We start from the raw sequence: 21,704 nt of genomic DNA on the forward strand, positions 1-21,704 counted from the left end.
TCGAGAACGTCACCCGCCGCAGTGCGGTCTATTGGTGGCGGCGAAGACTGCGTTTGGCGCCAGCGAGCGCAAAACCTATAACCGTAGTGATGATGGTCAGCCTTCTAACGAAGGACCAGCCGGTCGCGCGTCGACGCGCGGTCGCGATGACCGGGCAGAGCGAGACGGTGCGGATGAGCCTGTACGAGAAGATTGAGCGAGACGGCCTTACCGCCGACCAAGCCAGTGCCATATTTCAGGAGGAGATGATCCGCTACCGGAATATGCTGGCCTATCAGCACCAGTCGATCCAGCAGGACGGCGAAGGCCATGTCGCGGAACGCTTCGCGCAGATGCGGGCCATCTATGGCGCGGTGAACCGCGATTTTGCCGACAATGGCTTCACTGATTTTCTGGGAATCGATTATGTTGGCGGCTTCGACAGCCGCTTTGCCGACTTGGACGACGACGCACGCGGGCATCTCTATGCGATGCTCGGCCGAACCCCCGAATTGCCCGAGCATCTGCTGAAGGAAGCGCGAGACTTATTGCGCCGCGTGGGTATCGACGAATCCGGCGACCGGAGTGAGGCCGCCCGTCAGATCATGTGTCAGGCGCGAGCGGCGGCCGCGGCGTCGTACGCCGATCCGGCGTTGCAGGACATGGCCAATCGAATGGCCGTCGCGGCGACCATTATGCGACCCCTCGGCGCGGCGGCTCCTTCGCCTGCACAAAGCGTAGCCCCGACGCCAGCCCCCATGTCCGCGCAGACGGCGGCGAATGTCTCGGCCAATCCCGAGCAATGGGATGAGGAGGATGGGGAGGACGAGAAAGCGGAAAGGCAGCGCTACGCGCGCATGACCCCGTTGGAGGTAGTTGAGGCGTATATGAGCCTCAAGCCAAAGGCCCGAGGGCGCGCCACCGTGACCAAAGCGGCCGCTAACAAGCCTAAGTCACAGGCGAAGACTTGGGCCGACAGTCAGCGGCGTCAGTTTAAGGCGGCGGCCTTCTTGTTCGGCAAGTCGAATGGCGGCAAGCCCTTGGCGCAAACAAGGCAGGAGGATCTCAACCGGTTCTACGACCAGCTCAACCGCATGCCTTCCACGCATCACAAGTCGGTGCGGCACGAGCCGATGAAGATCGAAGACATCTGCCTCGAGGCTGCCGACCGGGTGGAGGAGGCGGAGAAGCACGCAGAAGCCATTAATTTCACGATCGGATTGGATGTCGGTACGATCAACAGGCACTTCGCCAACCTGAAAAAGCTGTCCACATGGCTTGCCAGCAAGACAAAAATGCGGGTGCTTGATTTCTCCGACTACATTCTCGTGGAAGAGGAGCGCGACGAACGGACGGAGCGTGATCCCTACACCATCCAGCAGGGGCAAGAGCTGTTCGCACTCGGAATCTGGACCGGCAGCCCAACGCTGGACGGCCGGTTCACGAAGGGAAGTGACGGCCGGATTTGGCATGATGCGGCTTATTGGATCATGCCGATTGTCTGGTACTCGGGTATGCGGCGTGAGGAAGCATGCAAGCTGCTCGTCGAGGACATCGGCGAGGAAGATGGCGTCCCGTATTTCGATATCCGCAACACCCGCGCCGGACGGGTCAAAACGGCCAAGAGCACTCGAAAGGTTCCCATCTGCGCGGAACTTCGCCGGCTCGGCCTGCTGGACTACGTTGCCGCGATGCGGGCGGCGGGCGAAGAATATCTCTTTCCGGAAATCGTGCCCGGCAAGGGCGGCCGACCGTTGGGCGATGTGTTCTTCAACACCATCTGGCTGAAGATCAAGCCGTTGCTGTCGCTCATCAAGCCGGGCCAGGCGGTGCATAGCGGCCGACACATGGTCAGCACCGAGCTGAAGGCGTTGCAGACCTTCGAAGAGACGCGGGCCGACCTCCTCGGGCAGCAGATTGGTGGCGAAAATGCCGTTCGCTATGCGGGAGCGACGCGGCTGGAGATCTTGGCGGATGTCGTGGACCGCCTGCCCATCGTCACCGGCCATCTGCCGTCGCCTGAAACCATTAATCTTCTTCCTAAGCATCTGCGCTGTGCGCGCCCGACGCGTCAGTCGGCGGGCCGGAGGACGCGAGGCTGACCAGCGCGGTTACAGCACGGAGATCAGCGCAGCCCCATCCGGTCCATCTTCTTGAGCAGGCCGACGCGCGACAGACCCAGTTCGCGCGTCGTATGGGTGTGGTTGTGCCCGGTCCGCTGAAGCGCCTCGACGATGCGGCGGCGTTCCAGAGCGGCGATTTCCTCTTCAAGACTTTGGGGGGCGATGGTGGCGACGCTCCCTACCGGTAACGGAGCGTCGCCGACCGCGAAGGCGAGGTCGGCGGCCGTGACGATGGTGCCCGCCGCGCCCAGGATCGCCAGCGCTGGGGCGCATTCGACGGCGGCGCGCAATTTGCGGACGTTGCCGGGCCTTCCCCGGCCCGCCAACCAATTCAGCGCGTCCGGCAAGAAGTTGGCCCGACCTTCGGCCGCCCGCCGCAGGAACAATCTGGCGAGCAGCGGTACATCGGTCGCCCGTTCGGCCAGCGACGGCGTGCGTAACACGACGCCCTTCTGCCGATAGAACAGGTCGGTTACGACGCGCTGGGTACCGTGCGGCTGAACGAAGGACAGCATTTGGGATCGCCCCGGGCGGGCCTGAACGACGGCTGTTAGGGCGCAGAGCTGACCGGCTGGTTTGCGAGACATGGATGGCGAGTTTCGGCAAGAGCCGCCGCTCGCAACAACGTCGCCGAATTTTGCAGTCTGGTCGGTCGCCGACAACTCAGAATTCGACAGCCCTTGGGACAAATCCGCTATTCGCAGCAGCCTCGCCGTACGGCGGGTTCGACGGAGTCCGGCCATTCGCGAGTGTCCCGAAAAGGACGATGTTTTGAGAAACCAGCCGCTCTCTGAAAGTCGAAAAATGGGGAAGCGGGGAATGTATTTGCCAGTGCGGTTCCGGCTGAGCGCGGACTATTCCGTTTCGCGTGACCCAATATCGACGCGGTACATAAAAGGGGCATAAATTTCCGCCAGGATAGCGGATGGGCGCTCTTTGGCCCGGGGCTTCGGGTGGATCGCGTGCGGGATCGGTCAGTCTCAAGGGGGGTGCTCAGCCGACGCGCGACGGTGCGCTATTTGCTGGCGCACTTCGCCAAGAGCCACCTCTGGCATGCCAGCACACTGCTCTTCGGCTTTTTCCTGACCGAGATCTGCGCATTGGATACGCGGGCGATGGGCGCGATCATGGCGGGGTCGCTGATGCTCAACGGTCTGATCGACGCCGCGCTCGGGGCCTGTTGGAGCCGGACGGTGACGACGGTGGGCGCCGCGACCCGTCGGCAGGCGCTGGCCGCGCCGGTTGCTTGTTTGTTCTTCCTGGCATTCTGCGCCACCCCGCTGCTGGCGCCCGGACACAGGCTGGGTTGGGCGATGGTGATGCTGCTGCCGTTTCGGGCCTGCTATCCCTTTGTCGACGTCCCGCAGAACGCGATGGTTGCCCTGCTCGTACCGGGAACGGACGCACGCTGCGAATTGCTGGCGCGGCGTAATGTCGCATCTGGGCTGGCCGGTCTGAGCGTCGCGACGATCGCGGCGCCGCTGATGATCCATGGGCAGACCCTGGCCGCGTGGCTGTCATGGGCCGGGTGCCTGGCACTTTTCGTGTGCGGCACGGCCTGGTCGCTGTGCGGCGGGCCGGAGGACGATCATCGCGCGCCTGCCGACCCCGTGCTCGAACGCGATACGCGCATCGCCATACCCATCCTTCTGGCGATATTGGTGTTGATGATGATCCTGGGCACTAGCTTTCGCGCCCTTGAACCCTATTATGCCGCCTATGCCGGGGCCGGCGGCGGTCTGCTGATCGGGGGCGCGATCGGGGGCATCGTCAGTCCGCCGATCTGGGCCCTGTGTCACCGGCGTCTCGGGCCAGCGAGCGTCCTGTCGGGCGCCGCCGCGCTGCTCCTGCTTGCCGCCGCCGCGTTGCTGGTCGCGCCACCCGCCATGGCCGGGGCGATGGCGGGGCTCGGCTTCGGCGCGGGGATGAGCGGCCTGTGGCTGATCCTCTGGTCGGCGATGATGGCCCATGCCGCCACGGCAAAGGCGACGGGTCATGCGGGTCTGTTCACCTGCGTCTCGAAACTGGGGCAGGCGGGGGCCATGTTGCTGCTCGGCGAGATACTCTCGGCATCGCCCTACCGCGTGACGATGGCCGATCCCCGGTCTGCGCCCCTGATGCTGATGGCGGCGGCGGCGGGTATCGTCGCGCTGCTGTGCGTGGCGGCCATCCCCGTCTTTCGCGTCAGTCGAACAGCGTGCGGTGAAAGACCAGGGCCGCGGCGCCCAGCGGGCCGGACAGTTCCGGCTCCAGATGCGCCACCATCGTCGCGGTGGCCGGTGCCCGTCGCCCGCGCCGGATCGGCCAGTGGTTTTCGGGCCAGTCGATCGCATCGACGATCCGCCGGGCGAGCGCACGCGGCAGGCGGCCGCCCAGGATCAGCGCTTCGCAATCCAGCGTGAAGCGCAGCGCGCCGAACAGATAGGAAAAAGACGGCTGATGCGTCGCCAGCCATGCCTCGACGCCAGGCCATTCTGGATCGAAGCGGGCGATCATGTCGGAGATGCCGTCACAATGAACGCCATGTTCGGCCAGGCAATCGCGCAGCGTCGCGAGATTGGGGGTGACGCGTCCGCTGGACAGGAACAGGCCGCCGATCTCGCCCGCATTGCCGTGGCGTCCGCGCATCAACGCGCCGTCGACCACGATGCCCGCGCCGAACCCGGCCGCGACGTTGATGTAGCAAAAGCTCTCGAACCGCGCGCCCGTCCCCAACAGGCGTTCGCCAAGTGCCGCGGCATTGGCGATATTCTCGACCACGACCGGCATCGCCAGGTCGCGCGCGATCGCATCGCCCAGATCGACAAGCGCCCAATCCTCCAGTTCGAAGCCGGGATTGACCGTGCCCGGATCGACGAAATAGCCCGCCACCGCGACCCCCAGCCCCTGCAGGCGCCGCCGGTCCAGGCCTGACGCCGCGAAGACATCGTCGCTGAAGCGCAGGACCTCCGCGATGATGGCGGACCGCGACATGTCGGGGCATGTCACCTCGCGCCGGGCGCGCACCGTTCCCGCCATGTCGATCAGGACGACGTCCGCCCGGTCGGTCATCACCGACAGGCCCAGGCTGAACGCCGCATCGGGTTCGATATGGATCGTGGTGCTCGGCTGGCCGCGCCCCGCAATGACCGACTCGCCCGAGCGGACCAGACCGGAGGCCTCCAGTTCCTCCGTCGCACGAAAGATCGCGGTGCCCGACAGGCCGCTCTCGCGGATCAGCACCGCCCGCGACACCTGGCCATGGCGGCGGATCATGCTCAGCACGCTGCGCGCACGCGCGGATAATCGACGGTTCGTCATCACCTTCCCCACGCCACCGGCGTCTACCCGGCTCGATCGGCGCTGCATAGCGCACGACTGTCAAAATAATATCATACATCATGATATATAAAGAGACCAAAGGGGAAGACGATCATGCGAATCACGAAGCGATGGGCCGATCTGTGGCTGGCGGGAACGATGCTGGCGGGGGTGTCGCCCGCGCTGGCGCAAGCGACGGATCCTTCGACCGGGTCGTCGACCGCCAAGGCGTCCGGCGAAGCGGGCGGCGAGATCGTCGTGACGGGCTTCCGCGCGTCGCAACGATCCGCCACGAAGGCCAAGAAGAACGCCGCCGTCATCCTCGACGCCGTGTCGCAGGACGATGTCGGCCGGCTGCCCGACCTCAATATCGTCGAGGCGAGCCGCCGCATCACCGGCGTCTCGGTGGTCGGCGGCGCGGACCCGACCAAGAACCGCGACATCTATCAGCGTGCGACGATCCGCGGGCTCGACCCGCGCTACAATCTGGTGACGATCGACGGCATTCCGCTCGCTTCACCCGACTGGGTCTATCGTGGCGCACGCCTAGACATGCTGCCCGCCTCGCTCGTGTCGCGGATCGAGGCGATCAAGAGTGTGTCGGCGCAATATGACCCCCATGCGCTGGGTGGGCAGATCAACATCGTGTCGAAAAGCGCCTTCGACCAGCAGGGGCACAGCTTCTTCGTGGTCAACGCCAATGGCGGCTACAACGACACCACGGGCAAGCTGGTGCGCGGCGGGGGCGCCTCGATCCGAACCGATGCCACGGCGTCGCGCGTGTTCGGATCGGGCGACCAGTTCGGTGTGGTCGCGTCGGTCGAATATCAGCGGCTGCCGTCGACGGCGCGCGCCGAACTGCCGGGCGACAGCAACGGTGCGGGGTGGAGCTATTTCACGGCGGCGGGCGCGCGGACAGCCTTTCCCGGCCTGTCGAACGGCAATCTCGTGCCCGTGCGCAACCAGGATTATTTCTTCGAGAATATGCGCACCCGCCTGTCGGGCAATCTGAAGCTCGAATGGCGACCCGACGATGCGACAGCCGTGTCGCTGTTCGGTGGCTATTATCACGATACCGACACCGAGACGCGCTACGAGGCGCTGACCCAGCCGACCGGCGCGCCGATCGGGACGACCCTGACCAGCGGCCGCTTCGCCCAGGGCGATACGCAGCAGGGGCTGACCTTCCAGCCGGTCAACCGCGACACCTGGCTCGTCGACATGAAGGGGCGGCATGATTTCGGCAGCGGCTGGGTGCTCGACGCGACGATCGCCCGGTCCAAGGCGCTGTACCGGGAACATCGCGAGATGATCAAATATGATGTCGCCCCGCGTGCCGGCGCGGCATCGAACGGGTTCGCGAACGCTTTCGGGTACAGCTACACGTTGGTCGACGGGCGTCCGCGCCTGACCTTCAACGACCCCGTCGCGGCGGCCGACCCGAATTCGTACAAGAACCTCTATTATCGCGACATCCACCGCGATCTGGATTCGACGGTCCAATATGCAACCGCCAATCTCGGCTATAACAGTGGCGCGGACGATCGTGGTGCGGGCCTGAACGTCGGTGTCGCCACGACGCGCACCGATGTCGGCTATGACCAGACCTATCTGGAATATGTCCCCGGTACCGTGGCTGGGCAGGCGGCGGTCGGCACGCTGGCGGGCCTCCTCTATCCGGAGCGTCCGGCGACCTATGAGACGCCGGGCGTCCCCTATCTGCTGCTCAACCGCGCTGCCGCCTGGGCGCGCTTCGCCGCGAACCGCAGCGCCTTCATCGCGACCAACCAGGTTGCGAACAATGTCGCCGACGACTTCAACGATATCGAACGGGTCAAGGCGGCCTATCTTCAGGGCCTTTACCGCACCGAGCGGTTCGACCTGCGCGCGGGCGTCCGCTACGACCGCACCGACCTGGTCATCGACACCAACCAGCTGGTCAACGCCACGACCTATACGCCGCAGCGGCGGACGACCGGCTATGGCTTCTGGTTGCCCTCGGCGCTCGCCACCTATGATCTGGGCGACGGAATGCGGCTGCGCGCGGGCGTGTCGAAGACGATCGGCCGCCCCGACTATAGCCAATATGCGGCGCGCACGACCTTCGGCGTCGGGACAGACGGCACGCTGACCATCAACACCGGCAATCCGGCGCTGAAGCCGCGCGAGGCGTGGAATTACGACCTGTCCTACGAATGGTATCTGGGGGGCGCGGGCATGGTGTCGCTCGCCGGGTTCGCCAAGGACATCCGCAACGAGATCTTCACCTCGTCCCAGGCGGGCAGCCCGACGAGCTTCGCCGGCGTCACCTACCAGACCGTGTTCATCAGCACGCCGCGCAATGCGGCGCGCGCACGGGTCAAGGGGATCGAGGCGAGCTATACGCTCGACCGGATCGCGGCGATCCCGGGTCTGGGCGTCAATGCTAACATCACCTTGCTCGACGGATCGTTCGACCAGCCGGTCAGCGCGGCGGGCATCGCGACCGGCCTACCCCGGACGCGGCGCACGACCGGCCTGATCCAGCAACCCGCCTATATCGCCAACATGACGGTCTTCTACGTCGCCGGGCCGGTCGAGCTTCGCGCATCCTATAATCGCATCGGCCGTGCGCTGCAGTCCGCCGATGGCGATACGCCGACCCGCGACCTGTATCAGGAACCGCGTCAGCAGCTGGACATGCAGGCGCGCGTGACGCTGCGCGAGGGCGTCGAGCTGGTCGGGCAGGTGCAGAACCTGACCAAAGAGCCGTTTATCGTCCGCCAGGGCGTGCGGCGCGATTATGTGAACTATTATTTCCCGGTCGGGCGCACCTTCTGGCTGGGCCTGTCGTGGAAGCCGAAATGGTAAGCCGGGCAGCCCAGGCCCTGCTCTGCGCCGCCTTTCTGTCTGCCGTCCCGGCTTGGGCTGCGCCCCCGCAGGAGGGGGGCGATGCGGTGCAGATCGTGCTCAAGTTCGTGAAGCACGGTTCGCCGGACCGTCCGGTCGCACGGTTCCAGCCGGAATCCTGTCCGGCCTGCGCGCCCGTGACCACGCCGCTGTTCAATGCGGACAATCCGCGCGAGACCGTGGTCGCCCTGCACGTGCCGAGGCGGCGATCGCTGGAACTGGCGTTCGACGGGCCGCGCCTGGCGGTGCGGCGCGTGCTCCTGTCGGGCGGGGACGTGCCGTTCCGGTCGGGGCCGCACGGCGTGGTGGTGCAGTTGCCGCCGGTCGCGACCGATGCGATCACCGCCGCCGAGGTCGCGACGCATATCGTCGAGCCGGGAATGGTGCTGCGCTTCGAACATGCCGACCCGGCGCGCCGCGCCGGTGCCTATGCGACCGGCCCATTTCCCGATCGGCAACGCCGCACGGCGAACGTGCTCGAATTTGCCCAGCGCGAAGTCGTGCGCCGCCTGGGCCTGGGCGAGGAGGCCGAGCGGGAGGGGCTGGGCCGCATCCAGATCATGGGTTTCGACACCAATGCCCCGCATGGTCATGTCGATGCGCCGCCGCATGTCCATATGCATCTGCGCTGGCCCGATGATACGGGCACGCAGATCGGCCATTACTATATCGGCCCGGATGGACTGCTGACCGAGAATATCGTCGGCGTGAAGGGCTTGGGTACGCCCGAGCGTCGCTTTGGCCGCGGCGATACCTTCACCTCGATCGCGCCCGACGGACGTGGCCTCTACAGCCACCGGATCACCGCGCGAGGGTGGCTGGAGATTGCCCGGCCCGGCGGTCGGTCCTGTCTCATAAAGCCCGATGGCGGCGCCGGTTTCGACGCCGGGGCGCAGGTCGTCTGCGGCGATGAACCGGCGACCCGGATCGCGGTGACGGACGACCTGCGCGGAGTCCTGACCGTCGTCACCGGGCCCGTGACAGAGGTGTTCCGCTACGATCCCGATACGGGCGCCCTGCTGTCCCCCGCCATCGCGCCCGCGCCGCCGCCTTCGGTCTTCGTCGCCGATACGGACCCCGACATTCGATTAGTACCGCGTACCGATCCACGAACCCTTCACTGAGGAACGATCCATGGGATTTCGCCTGTCCAGCATCATCGGCCTGGCATTGGCCTGCCTGGCGGTTTCGACCGCACATGCCGCGAATTACAACACGGACAAGATCGGCAATCTGATGAAGACCGCGCGCACCGACATGACGATGGTGTGCGCCCATCGGGGCCTGCACGGCACGGCGGTCGGCACCAACTCGCATCAGGACTGGCTGCGCGACGTGCCCGAGAATTCGGTCGCGGCGATCCAGGCCGCCGCGACGCAGGGCATCGAATGTTCCGAGATCGACCTGCGTTTCGACCGTCACGGCAATGTGGCGGTCATGCATGACAGCAATCTCGGCCGCACGACCAACGCCTATAGCGCGGTCAGCGGCGCCACCGAATATGATCCATATACGGGGCGCGGCTATAACCCCAATGTCGATCAGTTTCCGGGCGAAACCTATAAGCTCGCCCTGCGCAAGCCCAGCCTGTCGGGCTATACCGACAGCCGCTTCACGCGCCTGCACGATATCCTCAGCGCCGTCCGCGACCAGAAGATCTCGATGATCCTGTTGTTCGACGTGAAGGACGTCGCCGTCGCCAAGGCGGCGTGGGAGATCGTCAAGGGTTACAAGAACGCCTGGGGCACGCCGGCGGAACGCTGGGTCTATTTCAAGATGCCGGTCAGCTCGATCGGCAAGACGCCCGCCGAATTCGAGCAGAAGGGAATTTTCGATCCGTCGACCGAAGGCGGTCGGTTCCGGCTGATCCCCGTGTTCGGCGCCGACTTCATCGATGCGAGCGGCGGCCCGTCCAACGCGCTGTCGAATTGGCAGGCCTATTACGACAAGGGCTATGTCTATGCGACCGAAGTGCGGATGAAGCAGTATGATAATTCATTGAGCTATCCGCTGGATAACATCGTCAACCGCTATTACGGCCTGCGCACGACGCAGCGGACCACCAAGATCTTGGGCGCGTACCAGCCCGTGCCCGAAACGCGCAACAATACCTATTTCGCGCTCGACGGCCATTGCTGCACCGAGCCGAAATACTGGCTGTGGAAATCCCAGCATGGCTGGGGCCAGGAAACCGCCGACAACCGGCCGGACCTGAACTGGCTGACGGATGTGGTGAGCGGAAGCTTCTCCTACATCATCACCGACGACCCGATCACTGCCATTTCCAACCTGCGTGGCAAGAATCGCCGCAACACGTCGGTCATCAGCAACTGAATCCGCCGGGGGTGGGCCATCATCGGATGCGCCCATCCCTGGTCACGGCATCCCAGGGGATCGGATGATATGCGCTTTGCAGCCGGGGCGGGAATGGCATGTATCACGGTGCTGACCATCGTCATCACCGTGTCGTTGCTCGTCATGCGGTCACACGGTCCTGCGTCGCCACGCGATACAGGCCGCGTCCAGGTGGTCGGCGGCGGCGCGACATCGACGCCGCCGGCTGTCACCGCCCCCAGGCCAACCGCGCCGATCGCGGCGGCGGCGATTCCGGCCGATGATGGGCAGCACCTCGTCACGCTCGTAACTGCCCGCTTCCCGATGATCCGGGAGGGGCGGATCGAATGCGATCGATCCTGCAAGCTCATCCTGGCGCTGGGCGACCAAAGCCAGGGGCCATCGCCATTCAACGGCACGCTAGAACGCTATCTCAGTGAACAGGGCTATATCCTGACTGGGCCTCTGGTGGTCGACCAGCCGGGCGACAACGACACGTTGCTGACGCTTCCATTGCGTGTGCCCATGGAAGTGTCCCGGATCGGAGGCGGGGCGCGCGCACTGACGATGAACAGGTGATTTCCAAAGGACAAGTTTCACCCATCGCCGGTCGGCAGGATCGCCACCTCCGCATAGCTATGCTTCTCTTAGGGGATGTCCCCATGTAAGCCGTTCTCGTTGGGAACCGCTAGCGCGACGGGACGAGCGCAACGGTCTTTCCTGGGCCTATAGGCGGCAGTTTTGCCACAATCTATTCCCGACCACTCTTTCCTGAAACTGTCCCGAGAGATGGAGAACTGGGACTGCCAAATGCGTAGCCCAGCAGCAAGTGCCGGGTCTGAGAAGCGTACGACGAACGGCTTGCAACGGGGCGATGCTGGTCGCTTGGTCGAGCACCTGCGACTTACCGCTTTCGGCCAAAGCAGCCATTTGGATCTTGCTTCCCGAAAGACCTCGATTGGTAGCCTGCTGCCGGTCGTTCGTGGGACGAAGACGACGTTCCGAACTGGTCCGCGAAACGGCGGTTTCCGACAACAGCCGACGTTCGCGCGCTGAGCCATTAAAGATCGGCGGCGGTGAACATCAGCCTGCCTGCTTTCAACGGAATGACCTACATTCGGTCATTCATTCATAACCTGGTTTGGCGGCAGCCCGAACCAAGGCACCTGCTTAGTCCGGACGAGCTGATGCGAGCACCCGTGCTGGAATTACAGCATTTTGATTTGCCTGAGCCACAGTTTGACCAGCTCCGGCCATTTTCCGACCGGCTCCTTCGGATGGCGGAGTGCAAAGGCGTGTCCGCCATGCGCAAACAGGTGCAATTCGGTGGGCACCCCCGCCTTGTCGAGCGCGGCGGCATACATCAGGCTGTTGCAGACGGGATCGGTCTGGTCGTCCCAGGTCTGCACGATGAACTGCGGGGGTGCGGCTTTCGTCACGGGCAGTTTCGGATCGAACGACCCGTCGTCGCGGCAGATATGACCGGGATAGAGCGCGATGCCGAAGTCCGGACGGCTGCTGATCTTGTCGATCGCATCGACGGGGCGATAGGTCGGCGCGAGGATGGTGCTGGTCTGCGCCACCAGATAGCCGCCAGCGGACATGCCCAGGACGCCGATCCGGTTGGAATCTATCCCCAGTTCGGCGGCCTTGGACCGCACCAACCTTATGGTGCGCTGGGCATCCTGCAATGCGCGGGGGATCTTCGGCGTGATCTGGCGCTGTGTAACCGGATCCCAGAAATCGTTACCGCCCGGCGCCCGGTATTTCGAGACGATGCAGGTGATGCCCCGGGCCACCAGCCAATCGCAGATTTCCGTTCCTTCCAGCCCGACGAAGACCTTCTGGAAGCCGCCGCCCGGAAAGACGATGACCGCCGTCTTCGTTTTCGGCTCTTTGGGTGACATGATGGTCATCGTCGGAACCGCGACGTTCATGACAACCTGCGACCAGCCACCTGCCACGCCGGGATCGCGATATGTTCGGACGGTTTCGCCGCGCTGCGGCCGGAACGTTCCATCGGGCGCCGCGCCCGGCCAGATATTCATCTGCCGCGACCCGGTGGGCGCTCTCCAGGTCTCGACTTTCTCAACCGCATCGTCAGGCGGCGAAACAGGCTTGCTCTGCTCGGCTGCCGTCGAGCCACCACAAGCACAAAGAGCACCTGCCACGGCAAGGAGCCATATCGTATCCGATCGGGTCATGCCTGATCTCCTCGTCATGATGAATGGATGCGACCTCCGCGCGCGCCGCGTAAACCTCCTGGCTACATTCCCTGCCAGTCCTGGAGGGAGCATATGTTCGGGGCTCACGGGCCGACAAAGGATATTAAATCGCGTCAGATCATAGATTCTCTCATGGCGGATATTGGGCCGTCTTCGGACTGCCGGATCGACGCGGCCACCGTTTCTGAAGGGCCGGTCCTATGACCTCGACCCGGTCCGTCCAGATCAGGCCGCCGAAACCATCCGGGACTTTGGCAAGCTCGTCGAGCGTATCCAGCCGGGTGAAGTCGTTGGAACCCAGGCCGGATACCGATCCGATCAGCATGACATCGGCGTCGGCGCTCGCCATCCGCCCGAGAAAGCGATTGGGCCATCCCCAGGCCAAGGCTCGCATGTTCATCGCGACGAGCATCGTGCCATCTCGACATGCCTTCGGACCGTAACCTGTCCAGCCCAGCGCGGCATAGGTGAGCGTGCATTTCGCGCCGCGTCGGTCATGGACCACCGGCACCTGTGGTCGAAGCTTTTTGGCTGCCTCCGTCGCTGGCGTGTCGCCGAACAGGGCGATGCGGCCCCAGGCGTCGGGATGTCGTTTGTCGATGTACAGGACAAGGTTGGTGCCCGACGACGGGCCGTCCTTTAGCTGGACGAGGAAGCGCTGCTTCGGAAAGGCGCCAAACGCTTCGTCCAGCGTGGTCATCAGCCCGCGGCCCCGACCCCGGAGCGGGTAGGTCTTGCCGCCGTCCGCCGTATAGCCATAGCCGACATCCAGGAATTTCATGTCGGCGAAGGTCGTCTGATTGACCGCGCCTTTGCCATCCGTGCGACATTCGAGCCCGAAATCATGGAACAGCACGAACTCCCCATCGGCCGTCTCCCTGACATCCACCTCGACGATATCAGCGCCGGCTGCGATGGCGGCGCGGATCGACGGCAACGTGTTCTCGATGAAGGGATTGCGGGGCGGCAGGATATGCCGGGCCTTGCAATCCTGGGGATCGTCCGAACTCCTTTTGAAAAGCGGATGCACGCCGCGTTGCGCAATGAGCGTCGGCCGCCCCGTCGGCGGGTTTGCCAACCAAGACGCGTTCGCGAGGTACAGAGGCACCAGGATCACGCCCGCGCCTATTGCCGCCCGATACCGACGTTTCATGTGTCCCCCCATTGTTCAACGCGATGGTTCAGTCGGCGTGGCCTCGCCACGCTGGGCGACCTGCGGGCGCGGCCAGCGCCGCAACACCGCAGGGCCGATCTTCTCGACATCGTCGGTCATGATCCCGCCGTCGAACGCCTGGGGAATCGCGGCCAACTGCGCGGGATCGGCAAGGCCCTGATCGCCGTCCTTGTTACCGATCGGTGCCACCATGAAGACGTCTGCGTCGGCGTCGCGCATCCGCTGAAGAAAGCGGTTGGGCCACCCCCAATAGGCCCAGCGCAGGTTCACGGGCACGCCGATCGCGCCGTGGCGGCAGCTGTCCGGGACATATCCGCTCCAGCCAAACGCCACATATCCGAAGGCGCACGCCTTGCCGCGCGCCGTCGACAGCAGCCTGGCCCGCGGGGCGACGACCCGCATGCGATCCAGCACGGGGTCGCTGGCGACGACGTGCAGCCGTTCGTCCGTGGGATCGCCCTTCGCGCGAAGATAGGCAACGAGTTTGTCAACCTCGGATGGATCGTTGCTCTTGATGTTGATGAGGAACTGCTTGCCGGGGAAGGTCGCCAACACCTCGTGCAGCGTCTTCATCTCGCCGACGAACTTGCCGCGGAAAGGATAAGTCTTGCCACCGTCCGCGGTATAGCCATAGCCGAGATCGAGCGTGCGAAGGTAGGTCATGCTCTGCTCGCGGGTGACGCCCTTGCCGTCGGTCCGGCACTCGAGCGACCAGTCATGGAACACCGCGAACTCACCGTCGGTGGTGGGATGCACGTCCAGTTCGATCTCATCGGCGCCCAGCGCAGAGCTCGCACGCATCGAACCGATCGTGTTCTCGAGATAGGGGTTGGTCGGCGGCCGCATGCGGGTCGCGGTGCAGCTGTTTTCCTTGAGGTCAGTCCGATCAAACGTCTGATGAACGCCGCGATGCGCCAGCAGCATCGGACGCCCCTGCGGCGTGGCCGCAAGCCACGATGCATTCGCCAGATACAGGCCGATCAGCCCGACCCCCGCCACGATACCCGCTGACTTGCGCTTATGCATCCATACCTCCCCTCGGTACGGATATGTAGCATAGCTACGGATTGTGGTCCGTCAATTTTGGTCGAGGTGCTCTTCGATACCCTTTACCACCCGTGCGACGACCGCGATGACATCCGCTCGCGTTGCCGGCGTCAACTGAGTCAGGATCGTTTCCATGATCGCGATGCGATTGGCCGCGACCTGCTCGTACAAGGTGCGCCCTTCTGCAGTCAGGGCGACATGGCGAACACGCTTGTCAGAGGACCCGCCGACGCGCTCGACGAAACCGGACTGGGCCAGGCCACTGATGATGCGGCTCATGGTCGGGTGGGACACGCGTTCGGCGCGAGCGACCTCGCCAAGCGGCAAGGTGCCGCGCTCACGGAGAACAGACAGCGCGGAGAATTGCGCGCTGGTGAGCTTATGGTCGGCGTGAGACGAGCGCGCGAGCCGGAGCATCCGCGTGGCGAGTATCTGAAGCCGGACCGCTGAGGCATGAACGTCGTCATCCATTCAAGCGGCGTAACGCAGTGGATCGCCTGCGAACAGTGAGGATGCCTGATCGATCAGGGGTACCTGCTATAATCCGATGTCGGCGCAACCTCGATCCATATCCTGCCGCACAACCGAACTGTCGCAGATGCTGATCCGTCGCCGTAAGCGACATGTTGAGAGCGGCACGGCGAAAAGTGGGACATACCTGCCGACCGTACCCCAACGATTCAACGGCAGGTATTGCCGAAAGCCGAAGTTGGCCATCGACGTTGGGAATGACCACGATGTTGGACGTTTCCGAAAGTCCGTTATTGGTGCCGATCAGGCAACAGCAGACGTTCGGATGCGGCAAGGCAATGATTGTCTTCGACCCACGTACGCCACGCAGAAAGAAGCTGCAGAACTACGCCGGTGCCGAAGCGACCTCGTCGGGCGTGATACCGTGGAAGAAAAACCGAAGAATGTAGCGGTCAAACGCCGTCAAGGTTTCGATCCCGAGAGCAGCTTCGAGACCGTTGCGGCGGAAAAGGTTCAACGCGTTCCGGAGATCAAGGTCCGCCTGTGAAAAATCTATATAGCGTGCCATGTGCAGCTTGCGCGAGATCATTCGCGGAAGGCCGTATTCTTCCAAGTTGTGCACTGCTGGTGGCAGAAATGCGTGACTAACCTTACCAATGAAACCGCCAATATCGACAGATGAGTTGACAATCATCTTATGAAGCTCATTAATGTCGCTCAGAAGTGCCGAGAGCTTGAACGTAATCGTCCTCTCCAACTGGAAAAAGTCCTCGATATCAATTCCGTTGCCAGAGAGCTGCCGCAACATCCTCGGTATGTCGGTCGTCCAGTTCGCCGCTAGCGCTTTAACCACCCCCACCACCCGGCTGTACGGGGCATCCCATCCGGAAGGCTTAAGAGTGATTACTTTGTAGAGCATTCGCTCCCAGTCAGAAGGATTGCTCGAGTTCAGATAGCCGAAACCCTTCCAATCTTCAGGATTGTCTTTCATATCACCAGCAATCCGAAGCAAAAAATCCGCGTCGCTGTCTTGCAGTAGGTTATCTCTTTTGATTCGTGCGAAGTTTTCGACCCCAACAATATCCGACATTTGCCGCTTATACTCGATAATTCTCTCGATCTGGCGTTCATTCAAACTTTCACGATCTTGGGTTTCATCTAGACCGCCAAGGACAGTGTCAGGGAACTCGATCTGAAGCTGCGTATCTTCATCTTTTGGCGGTGAGTCCAAAAGATATATATGGCCTACAAAATGCTTGAACATGCGGCCACCTCGGCCGATTATGTTTTTGTATGTGAAATCCTTAAGGTTGTTCTGTCCTAACTTACTTTTCCATATGACGACGTTTTGCGCGGATGTGTTCACGCCCTCAATGATTGAAGACGTCGAAACGATGCTGTCGAAGCCTTTCTCATGCTCGAAAAGCACGACTTGAATCTGGCTGAGGCACCTGTGCATCCGCCCGTTGTGCACGCCAACGCCGCGCTCCACGAGGTCGGCTAGTACCCAGTTCTCTTGATAATTCTCGCGAAGCCACCTAGCGAAATGGTTTGTATGAACTCGGTCGACTTTGCTCATTCGAGCCACAACGAGATCAGCTATCCTCTTTATCTCGGCATATGTTCCGGCATAGACGAGAGATTTCTCGTTTCGCGGAGATATGATCGACAGAAGCGCTTCAGATTTCTTTTTCGCGTCTCCGCCAATTTCCTTGTAAACCTCATGTTTTTCGAGGAATACGGTGTTGAAATCGAGAAGTTCTAGAAACTCCATGTCGCGCGTGAAGACGTTATCAGCCAGTCTTTTGATGTTCGGAGCCAGATAGTAACGCTGCTCAGCCCGGCGAGATAGCTGGACAATTGCCTTGATGAGTGACGGAGCCCGCTCCTTATCGTGGGCAATACTTGCCTTGTAGAACTCATCAATGACCAAAAGATCGATTTTTTTAAGCTTCTTAATGTAACCGAACGCTCGCTCTTGCGGAAAGATCAAAATATTCCGAGTTTCTAGAGGTGCGTCAGGCGCAGTGATAATGCCGTAATCGCGCGAAAACTTCTTGTACAGGCGGCGGCGAGTTTCATCCATCAAGGCGATAGTGGGCACAATGATCACCACCGTGTCCGGTCGCTTCGAAGCGATAAACGCGTCTATGATGAAGCTCTTTCCGAAGCTCGTCGGTGCGCTCACGGCGATACTTTTGCCGCTGAGAAGCTTCGACAAAACGGTGGCCTGCTCTCGATGCAATGTGGCGGTTCGGTTACCGACATCCACAGCGAACGCCTCATGGACGAATTTCTGATCCCACGACGCATTCTCAAGCTGCAGATACGGGAAAAGCCCCGCTGCTCGAACCAACTGATTCAAGACCTGAGGATATGGCGTTTTGCTGCGGTCTAGATCACCCAACAGCCTTATCAGTATATTTCGCGCAGCTAGGTCGTTGCCGCCTTCGATGAGGTCATTGACCTCGGAGCATGCAGCAAACACCTCCATCACTTCGCCCCCTTGTAGAAAGAGACTGCTCCCAAGAAGGTGTCGACAATCGCCTTCTTATCCGGAACCGGGAAGAGGATCAGGTGGAATTGAATGTCGCCATATTTATGGACCTTGGACGATCCGGAAATCTGCTTCGAGAAATAGGCCTCGGCTCTTTCTTTGTGATGAGCAGAGATCGCCTTACGATATTCTTGGGAAAGCTCAGCACATTTCGCCGTATCGGCGCACTGATGAATAATGAGGATCGGAACGTGAATCTTCGGCTTTAGATGATCGATTGAAACTTGGCTGCTCAAGGCTGCCTTGATTTTTGATCTTAGCGCCGGAGCCAGAACCAACTGGTCAAGGTCAGACACGTTGGTGATGATTGCGTTTTCTTTTTTCAGCTTGCCAGTGTCTAGACTTGCGTAAACCGAATTTACCACCGCGTCCAAGCGCGCATCGGCGATGGAATTATAAAATTTCGCTTCGCCGAACCACAGAGTGAAGTCTTCGCTATCTTTGCTGACCACGATATGAACGCTATCGGCACCCTTGGCATTATCCTGTACATTCTGTTTATAAAATATCTTGGGTACAACTGGCAGCGCCTTGTAGTGGTTTTTCATGATTCCATAGAGAAAAACTTCAGCGATTTCACTTCCCTGGCCGACCTCATCCTTGTCAGTAAGCCTGAGATTCCGAGCCGCAGCTACCAAGGCCGAATGGCTCTGATCAACCAGCGCCAATCGCTCCCGCTCAGAAAGGGCAGTTTGAGCGATATTGTCCCAAAGATAACTTTGGAATCGACTGCTGAGCCATTTCCCATCTTCGAAGTCATTCACTAAGCTCAAGACACGCTTGTTCAACAGCGCCTTCAACTGGGTGACATTCGTGATATTCGATAATGAATCGTCTATAAGCGTCTCGAAGGCGATATTGATCATACGACAGACCGCCTTCGCGGAAACCGAAAACAGACTACGGATCGTACTCTCAAAAGCTCGAGCGCTCTCTGCATCAAAAAAAATGCCCTCTCCCCACCACCTTCTCTTGGGCTCCCAAGAAAAGAGCAGGGTGTCAAGCATGTCGTGTACAGGGATCAGGATAGCTCTCGTCATAAGTTTCGCCCCGGGTTCGAGGATGCACTTCAAATGAGAACAAACATGGAACTTCATAGGGGTCAAGGCTTCATTGATGTACGGACGAGGATTTCAGGGCAAACGATAATGATTAAACGCTGGCCGGCTGCAACGAGGCGGCGCTTGCTGGCGATCACCGGCCTGATTTGCGGAAAAGAAACAGAAATGGAACAGGCTAGACTACGTCTGCGGTACTCTGGCAGAATACGCCGCTGACTTTGGAGATATGCTCTTGGCGAACGACATCATCAATCTTACGGTTCATGAACATCGCAGGATCGACGGCGGGTTCGAAGTCCGGCTTCGAGGGGCGCCGCTTCCGGTCAGTGGTCTTACGCAGAAGGTCGTCGACGATTTGCATGAACTTTATCGCCGACGCAGTTCTAAAGCTCATGGGCGCTTCGCCGCCGACGTCGTACAGTTTCCGACGCAGACCTTCATTCAAACATACATTGACGAGGGCACGACGGCGGAGGCGTTCGCCGCGCTAACCGGCGACATGATGACGACGCTGGACGTGCGGGCGAGGACCCGACCGAATGCCGGCGGGGGACATGTCCTGTTCGCTCACTTCGAGACCGAGGGTCGCCAGTTCCTGCTCGTCGCCATCGTCAACGAGAAGTGGGGCGCCCGTCTGACCCAGGATCTTGACATGCACGAAGCACCGCACATCGACATGGAAGGCTTCCGCTTCGCCGGTCGGATCGGCATCTCAGGATGGCAAGCAGGCGAGGCGCGCTATATCGGCTTCCTGAAGGGGCGCGGCAACGTGGCCGAGTATTTCAAGGAGGTGCTCGGCTGCGAGGAGACGGTTCTCGAAAAGGCCGACACGCAAGGCCTCGTCGATATCTTCCGTGATTTTGCCGACAGCCGGGGTCTAACCGGGGAGGGGCGCGAGGACTTTATGCGTCGGGCACGGTCGATCTGCGAACGGTCGGCTCGCACTCGAACCGAACTCGACTTCACGGCACTGGCCAACGAACTCGTGCCAGACGCTCCGGATGATTTGCTCGAGCGTCTCAACGATCCGGAGCGGAACCTGACCGACGGTTTCGTGCCGAACGTGTCCGTGTTGACTACGCTGGTGCGGTTCAAGGCGCGAACCGATGATTGGACGATTGAGTTTGACCGCAATGCCATCACCAGTGAGTCGATCACCTTCAACGAGGATGATGAGACGCTCGTGATCCGCAATCTGCCTGAGCAGCTTGTGGCCCGCCTGCACCAAGAGTTCGGTCTCGATGCCGAGGCTTAGCTTCGGCGATCTCATTCCGGTCTATCGCGCTACGGTATTCGATGGACCCGGACGGGACGGCCACGTCGTCGTGGGCGACGCTGTGATGGCGCAACTGCTTCTTAGGATTGACGGCGACCCCGAGGAAGGCGCGGAGACTGGCCTAGTGCTGCGATCGGAGCGGAACGAGGTTGCGCCCGGGGCCGACGTGCTTGTGCGCATCGATGCTCCGCGCGTCGGCCTCGGCCTGTTCGCTCGCACGACGGATGATCTACTAAAGGGACCCAGGGTCTGCATCGCAGAGCCGCAGGCCTACTACGTCAAAGATGTCGACTTCGCCCGAGGGGACGCACCCGTTCCGGATCTTATCGTGCGCTATCGGACGATGCTCAAGCTGGTGACCTTGTTTGGCGAGGCGGCATCCTACTTTGACGAGACGCGTGCCGAACTCGTGTTCGTCAAGGACGGCAAGTTCGTCGTGCCCGTGACGTACGGCGTGCACGAGTTGACGATGATGGCCATCGACAATGCTAACGCCCTGCTTGATCTCTTCGACCGAGACGAACACCGGGAACAAAAGCTCGAGATTCTTGGCGGGGCGCTCATGGACATAGCGCATGCGCATCCGCATAAGCTCCGCTTTTCCTATCTGGTCGCCAATCTCAACGCGGTCCTCAAGGCCGTGCAGGACGGCTATCGCCTGTTCGCCTCGAGCTTCTCCTACGCTAAGATCCGCAGTCAGCTGGAAGATGCTCGGATCGATTTTGCCACCAAGATCCATAAGACGATCGTGGACATACAGGCTCAACTGCTCGGCTTGCCCGTGGCGAGCGTGATCGTTGCGTCACAACTGAAGGTCGCCAAGGCCTGTAGCTTGGACCTCTGGACGGACGTTGCCGTGCTGGCCGGCGCTTGGATCTTCGTCGGACTACTCATGTTCGGGGTGATCAACCAATGGCTCACCCTAAGCGTGCTCTCGACAGAGATTTCGCGCCAGAAAGCCAAGCTGAAGAGCGATTATGCCGCTATTTCAGAACAGTTCGACGACGTCTTTAAATCGCTCGGTTGGCGGGTGTGCTGGCACCGCATCGTTCTCGCGATCATTGCATTGGTGGCTGTCATAGGTGCGCTGTTCGCGACGTTCGCTTTCTACAATGTGGTGCAGACGGATGTCGCGGCATGCCTCACGGGACGATCGGCTATCGGCAACGCCATGTAGCCGGCGGCGAGGTTCGCGGACGCCTGGGATGCGGCCAAGATAGGACGTCGATCGAGGAGGCCCCGCTCACAGCCGGCGCTCGCTATTGCGA

General features: G+C 61.6%; 15 protein-coding genes and 1 pseudogene. 8 read left to right on the plus strand and 8 right to left on the minus strand.

Going from position 1 to position 21,704, the window contains the following annotated elements; translation table 11 throughout:
* Window positions 1-89: 89 nt before the first annotated feature.
* On the plus strand, window positions 90-2,081 hold the full coding sequence (locus tag U1703_RS15870) for a site-specific integrase (protein ID WP_332786473.1): 1,992 nt from the start codon (window positions 90-92) through the stop codon (window positions 2,079-2,081).
* A 23-nt stretch (window positions 2,082-2,104) separates the two neighbouring features.
* Here U1703_RS15870 and U1703_RS15875 read toward each other — a convergent pair whose 3' ends face one another.
* Complete coding sequence (locus U1703_RS15875) at window positions 2,105-2,617, minus strand: helix-turn-helix domain-containing protein (RefSeq protein ID WP_332786474.1); 513 nt, start codon at window positions 2,615-2,617, stop codon at window positions 2,105-2,107.
* A gap of 474 nt (window positions 2,618-3,091) precedes the next feature.
* Here U1703_RS15875 and U1703_RS15880 point away from each other — a divergent pair, with 474 nt between their 5' ends.
* Window positions 3,092-4,504 (plus strand): MFS transporter, encoded by a 1,413-nt coding sequence (locus U1703_RS15880; RefSeq protein WP_309737051.1) that lies wholly within the window; start codon window positions 3,092-3,094, stop codon window positions 4,502-4,504.
* A 187-nt stretch (window positions 4,505-4,691) separates the two neighbouring features.
* On the opposite strand, the pseudogene U1703_RS15885 reads toward U1703_RS15880, so the two are convergent.
* Window positions 4,692-5,450 (minus strand): annotated as a pseudogene (locus U1703_RS15885) (ROK family protein); the annotation flags it as partial.
* Between the two features lie 66 nt (window positions 5,451-5,516).
* Here U1703_RS15885 and U1703_RS15890 point away from each other — a divergent pair.
* The 4 genes from U1703_RS15890 to U1703_RS15905 all read left to right on the plus strand — a co-directional run bounded on the left by U1703_RS15890 (window position 5,517) and on the right by U1703_RS15905 (window position 11,204).
* Window positions 5,517-8,252 carry a TonB-dependent receptor gene (locus U1703_RS15890; RefSeq protein ID WP_332786475.1) on the plus strand — a complete coding sequence of 912 codons (2,736 nt, stop codon included), beginning with the start codon at window positions 5,517-5,519 and terminating at the stop codon, window positions 8,250-8,252.
* A complete protein-coding gene (locus U1703_RS15895) occupies window positions 8,246-9,415 on the plus strand; it encodes a hypothetical protein (RefSeq protein ID WP_309703274.1) in 1,170 nt (389 codons plus the stop codon). Before U1703_RS15890 ends, U1703_RS15895 begins: the two co-directional genes overlap by 7 nt.
* 10 nt (window positions 9,416-9,425) lie before the next feature.
* Complete coding sequence (locus U1703_RS15900) at window positions 9,426-10,625, plus strand: glycerophosphodiester phosphodiesterase family protein (RefSeq protein ID WP_309703272.1); 1,200 nt, start codon at window positions 9,426-9,428, stop codon at window positions 10,623-10,625.
* 69 nt (window positions 10,626-10,694) lie between these two features.
* Window positions 10,695-11,204, plus strand: coding sequence for a hypothetical protein (locus tag U1703_RS15905; protein WP_332786476.1), 510 nt, complete (start codon window positions 10,695-10,697; stop codon window positions 11,202-11,204).
* Window positions 11,205-11,833: 629 nt separating this feature from the next.
* On the opposite strand, the gene U1703_RS15910 is transcribed toward U1703_RS15905, so the two are convergent.
* From U1703_RS15910 to U1703_RS15935, 6 genes are all read right to left on the minus strand, one after another.
* On the minus strand, window positions 11,834-12,829 hold the full coding sequence (locus U1703_RS15910; RefSeq protein ID WP_309703268.1) for an alpha/beta hydrolase: 996 nt from the start codon (window positions 12,827-12,829) through the stop codon (window positions 11,834-11,836).
* Window positions 12,830-12,980: 151 nt separating this feature from the next.
* On the minus strand, window positions 12,981-14,003 hold the full coding sequence (locus U1703_RS15915; protein WP_309703266.1) for a glycerophosphodiester phosphodiesterase family protein: 1,023 nt from the start codon (window positions 14,001-14,003) through the stop codon (window positions 12,981-12,983).
* A 15-nt stretch (window positions 14,004-14,018) separates the two neighbouring features.
* Window positions 14,019-14,948, minus strand: coding sequence for a glycerophosphodiester phosphodiesterase family protein (locus tag U1703_RS15920; RefSeq protein ID WP_332786477.1), 930 nt, complete (start codon window positions 14,946-14,948; stop codon window positions 14,019-14,021).
* Window positions 14,949-15,101: 153 nt separating this feature from the next.
* Window positions 15,102-15,542 carry a MarR family winged helix-turn-helix transcriptional regulator gene (locus tag U1703_RS15925; RefSeq protein WP_309703262.1) on the minus strand — a complete coding sequence of 147 codons (441 nt, stop codon included), beginning with the start codon at window positions 15,540-15,542 and terminating at the stop codon, window positions 15,102-15,104.
* A 385-nt stretch (window positions 15,543-15,927) separates the two neighbouring features.
* On the minus strand, window positions 15,928-18,036 hold the full coding sequence (locus tag U1703_RS15930; protein WP_261270552.1) for a DEAD/DEAH box helicase: 2,109 nt from the start codon (window positions 18,034-18,036) through the stop codon (window positions 15,928-15,930).
* Complete coding sequence (locus tag U1703_RS15935) at window positions 18,036-18,965, minus strand: HamA C-terminal domain-containing protein (RefSeq protein WP_332786478.1); 930 nt, start codon at window positions 18,963-18,965, stop codon at window positions 18,036-18,038. Before U1703_RS15935 ends, U1703_RS15930 begins: the two co-directional genes overlap by 1 nt.
* A gap of 427 nt (window positions 18,966-19,392) precedes the next feature.
* On the opposite strand from U1703_RS15935, the gene U1703_RS15940 reads away from it, so the two are divergent.
* A complete protein-coding gene (locus U1703_RS15940) occupies window positions 19,393-20,415 on the plus strand; it encodes a nucleoid-associated protein (protein WP_261270554.1) in 1,023 nt (340 codons plus the stop codon).
* Complete coding sequence (locus U1703_RS15945) at window positions 20,402-21,613, plus strand: hypothetical protein (protein ID WP_261270555.1); 1,212 nt, start codon at window positions 20,402-20,404, stop codon at window positions 21,611-21,613. Before U1703_RS15940 ends, U1703_RS15945 begins: the two co-directional genes overlap by 14 nt.
* The last annotated feature ends 91 nt before the right edge of the window (window positions 21,614-21,704 follow it).

It is taken from the genome of Sphingomonas flavida (genome assembly GCF_036663655.1).
Classification (GTDB): domain Bacteria; phylum Pseudomonadota; class Alphaproteobacteria; order Sphingomonadales; family Sphingomonadaceae; genus Sphingomonas.

Bases quoted from the DNA above. Each gene is read 5' to 3' on its own strand.
- U1703_RS15930 (WP_261270552.1), bottom strand. From the start codon at position 18,036: ATGGAGGTGTTTGCTGCATGCTCCGAGGTCAATGACCTCATCGAAGGC.
- U1703_RS15920 (WP_332786477.1), bottom strand. From the start codon at position 14,948: ATGCTGCTGGCGCATCGCGGCGTTCATCAGACGTTTGATCGGACTGAC.
- U1703_RS15945 (WP_261270555.1), top strand. From the start codon at position 20,402: ATGCCGAGGCTTAGCTTCGGCGATCTCATTCCGGTCTATCGCGCTACG.
- U1703_RS15895 (WP_309703274.1), top strand. From the start codon at position 8,246: ATGGTAAGCCGGGCAGCCCAGGCCCTGCTCTGCGCCGCCTTTCTGTCT.
- U1703_RS15875 (WP_332786474.1), bottom strand. From the start codon at position 2,617: ATGCTGTCCTTCGTTCAGCCGCACGGTACCCAGCGCGTCGTAACCGAC.
- U1703_RS15915 (WP_309703266.1), bottom strand. From the start codon at position 14,003: ATGAAACGTCGGTATCGGGCGGCAATAGGCGCGGGCGTGATCCTGGTG.
- U1703_RS15900 (WP_309703272.1), top strand. From the start codon at position 9,426: ATGGGATTTCGCCTGTCCAGCATCATCGGCCTGGCATTGGCCTGCCTG.
- U1703_RS15890 (WP_332786475.1), top strand. From the start codon at position 5,517: ATGCGAATCACGAAGCGATGGGCCGATCTGTGGCTGGCGGGAACGATG.
- U1703_RS15925 (WP_309703262.1), bottom strand. From the start codon at position 15,542: ATGGATGACGACGTTCATGCCTCAGCGGTCCGGCTTCAGATACTCGCC.
- U1703_RS15870 (WP_332786473.1), top strand. From the start codon at position 90: ATGATGGTCAGCCTTCTAACGAAGGACCAGCCGGTCGCGCGTCGACGC.
- U1703_RS15910 (WP_309703268.1), bottom strand. From the start codon at position 12,829: ATGACCCGATCGGATACGATATGGCTCCTTGCCGTGGCAGGTGCTCTT.
- U1703_RS15905 (WP_332786476.1), top strand. From the start codon at position 10,695: ATGCGCTTTGCAGCCGGGGCGGGAATGGCATGTATCACGGTGCTGACC.
- U1703_RS15935 (WP_332786478.1), bottom strand. From the start codon at position 18,965: ATGATCAATATCGCCTTCGAGACGCTTATAGACGATTCATTATCGAAT.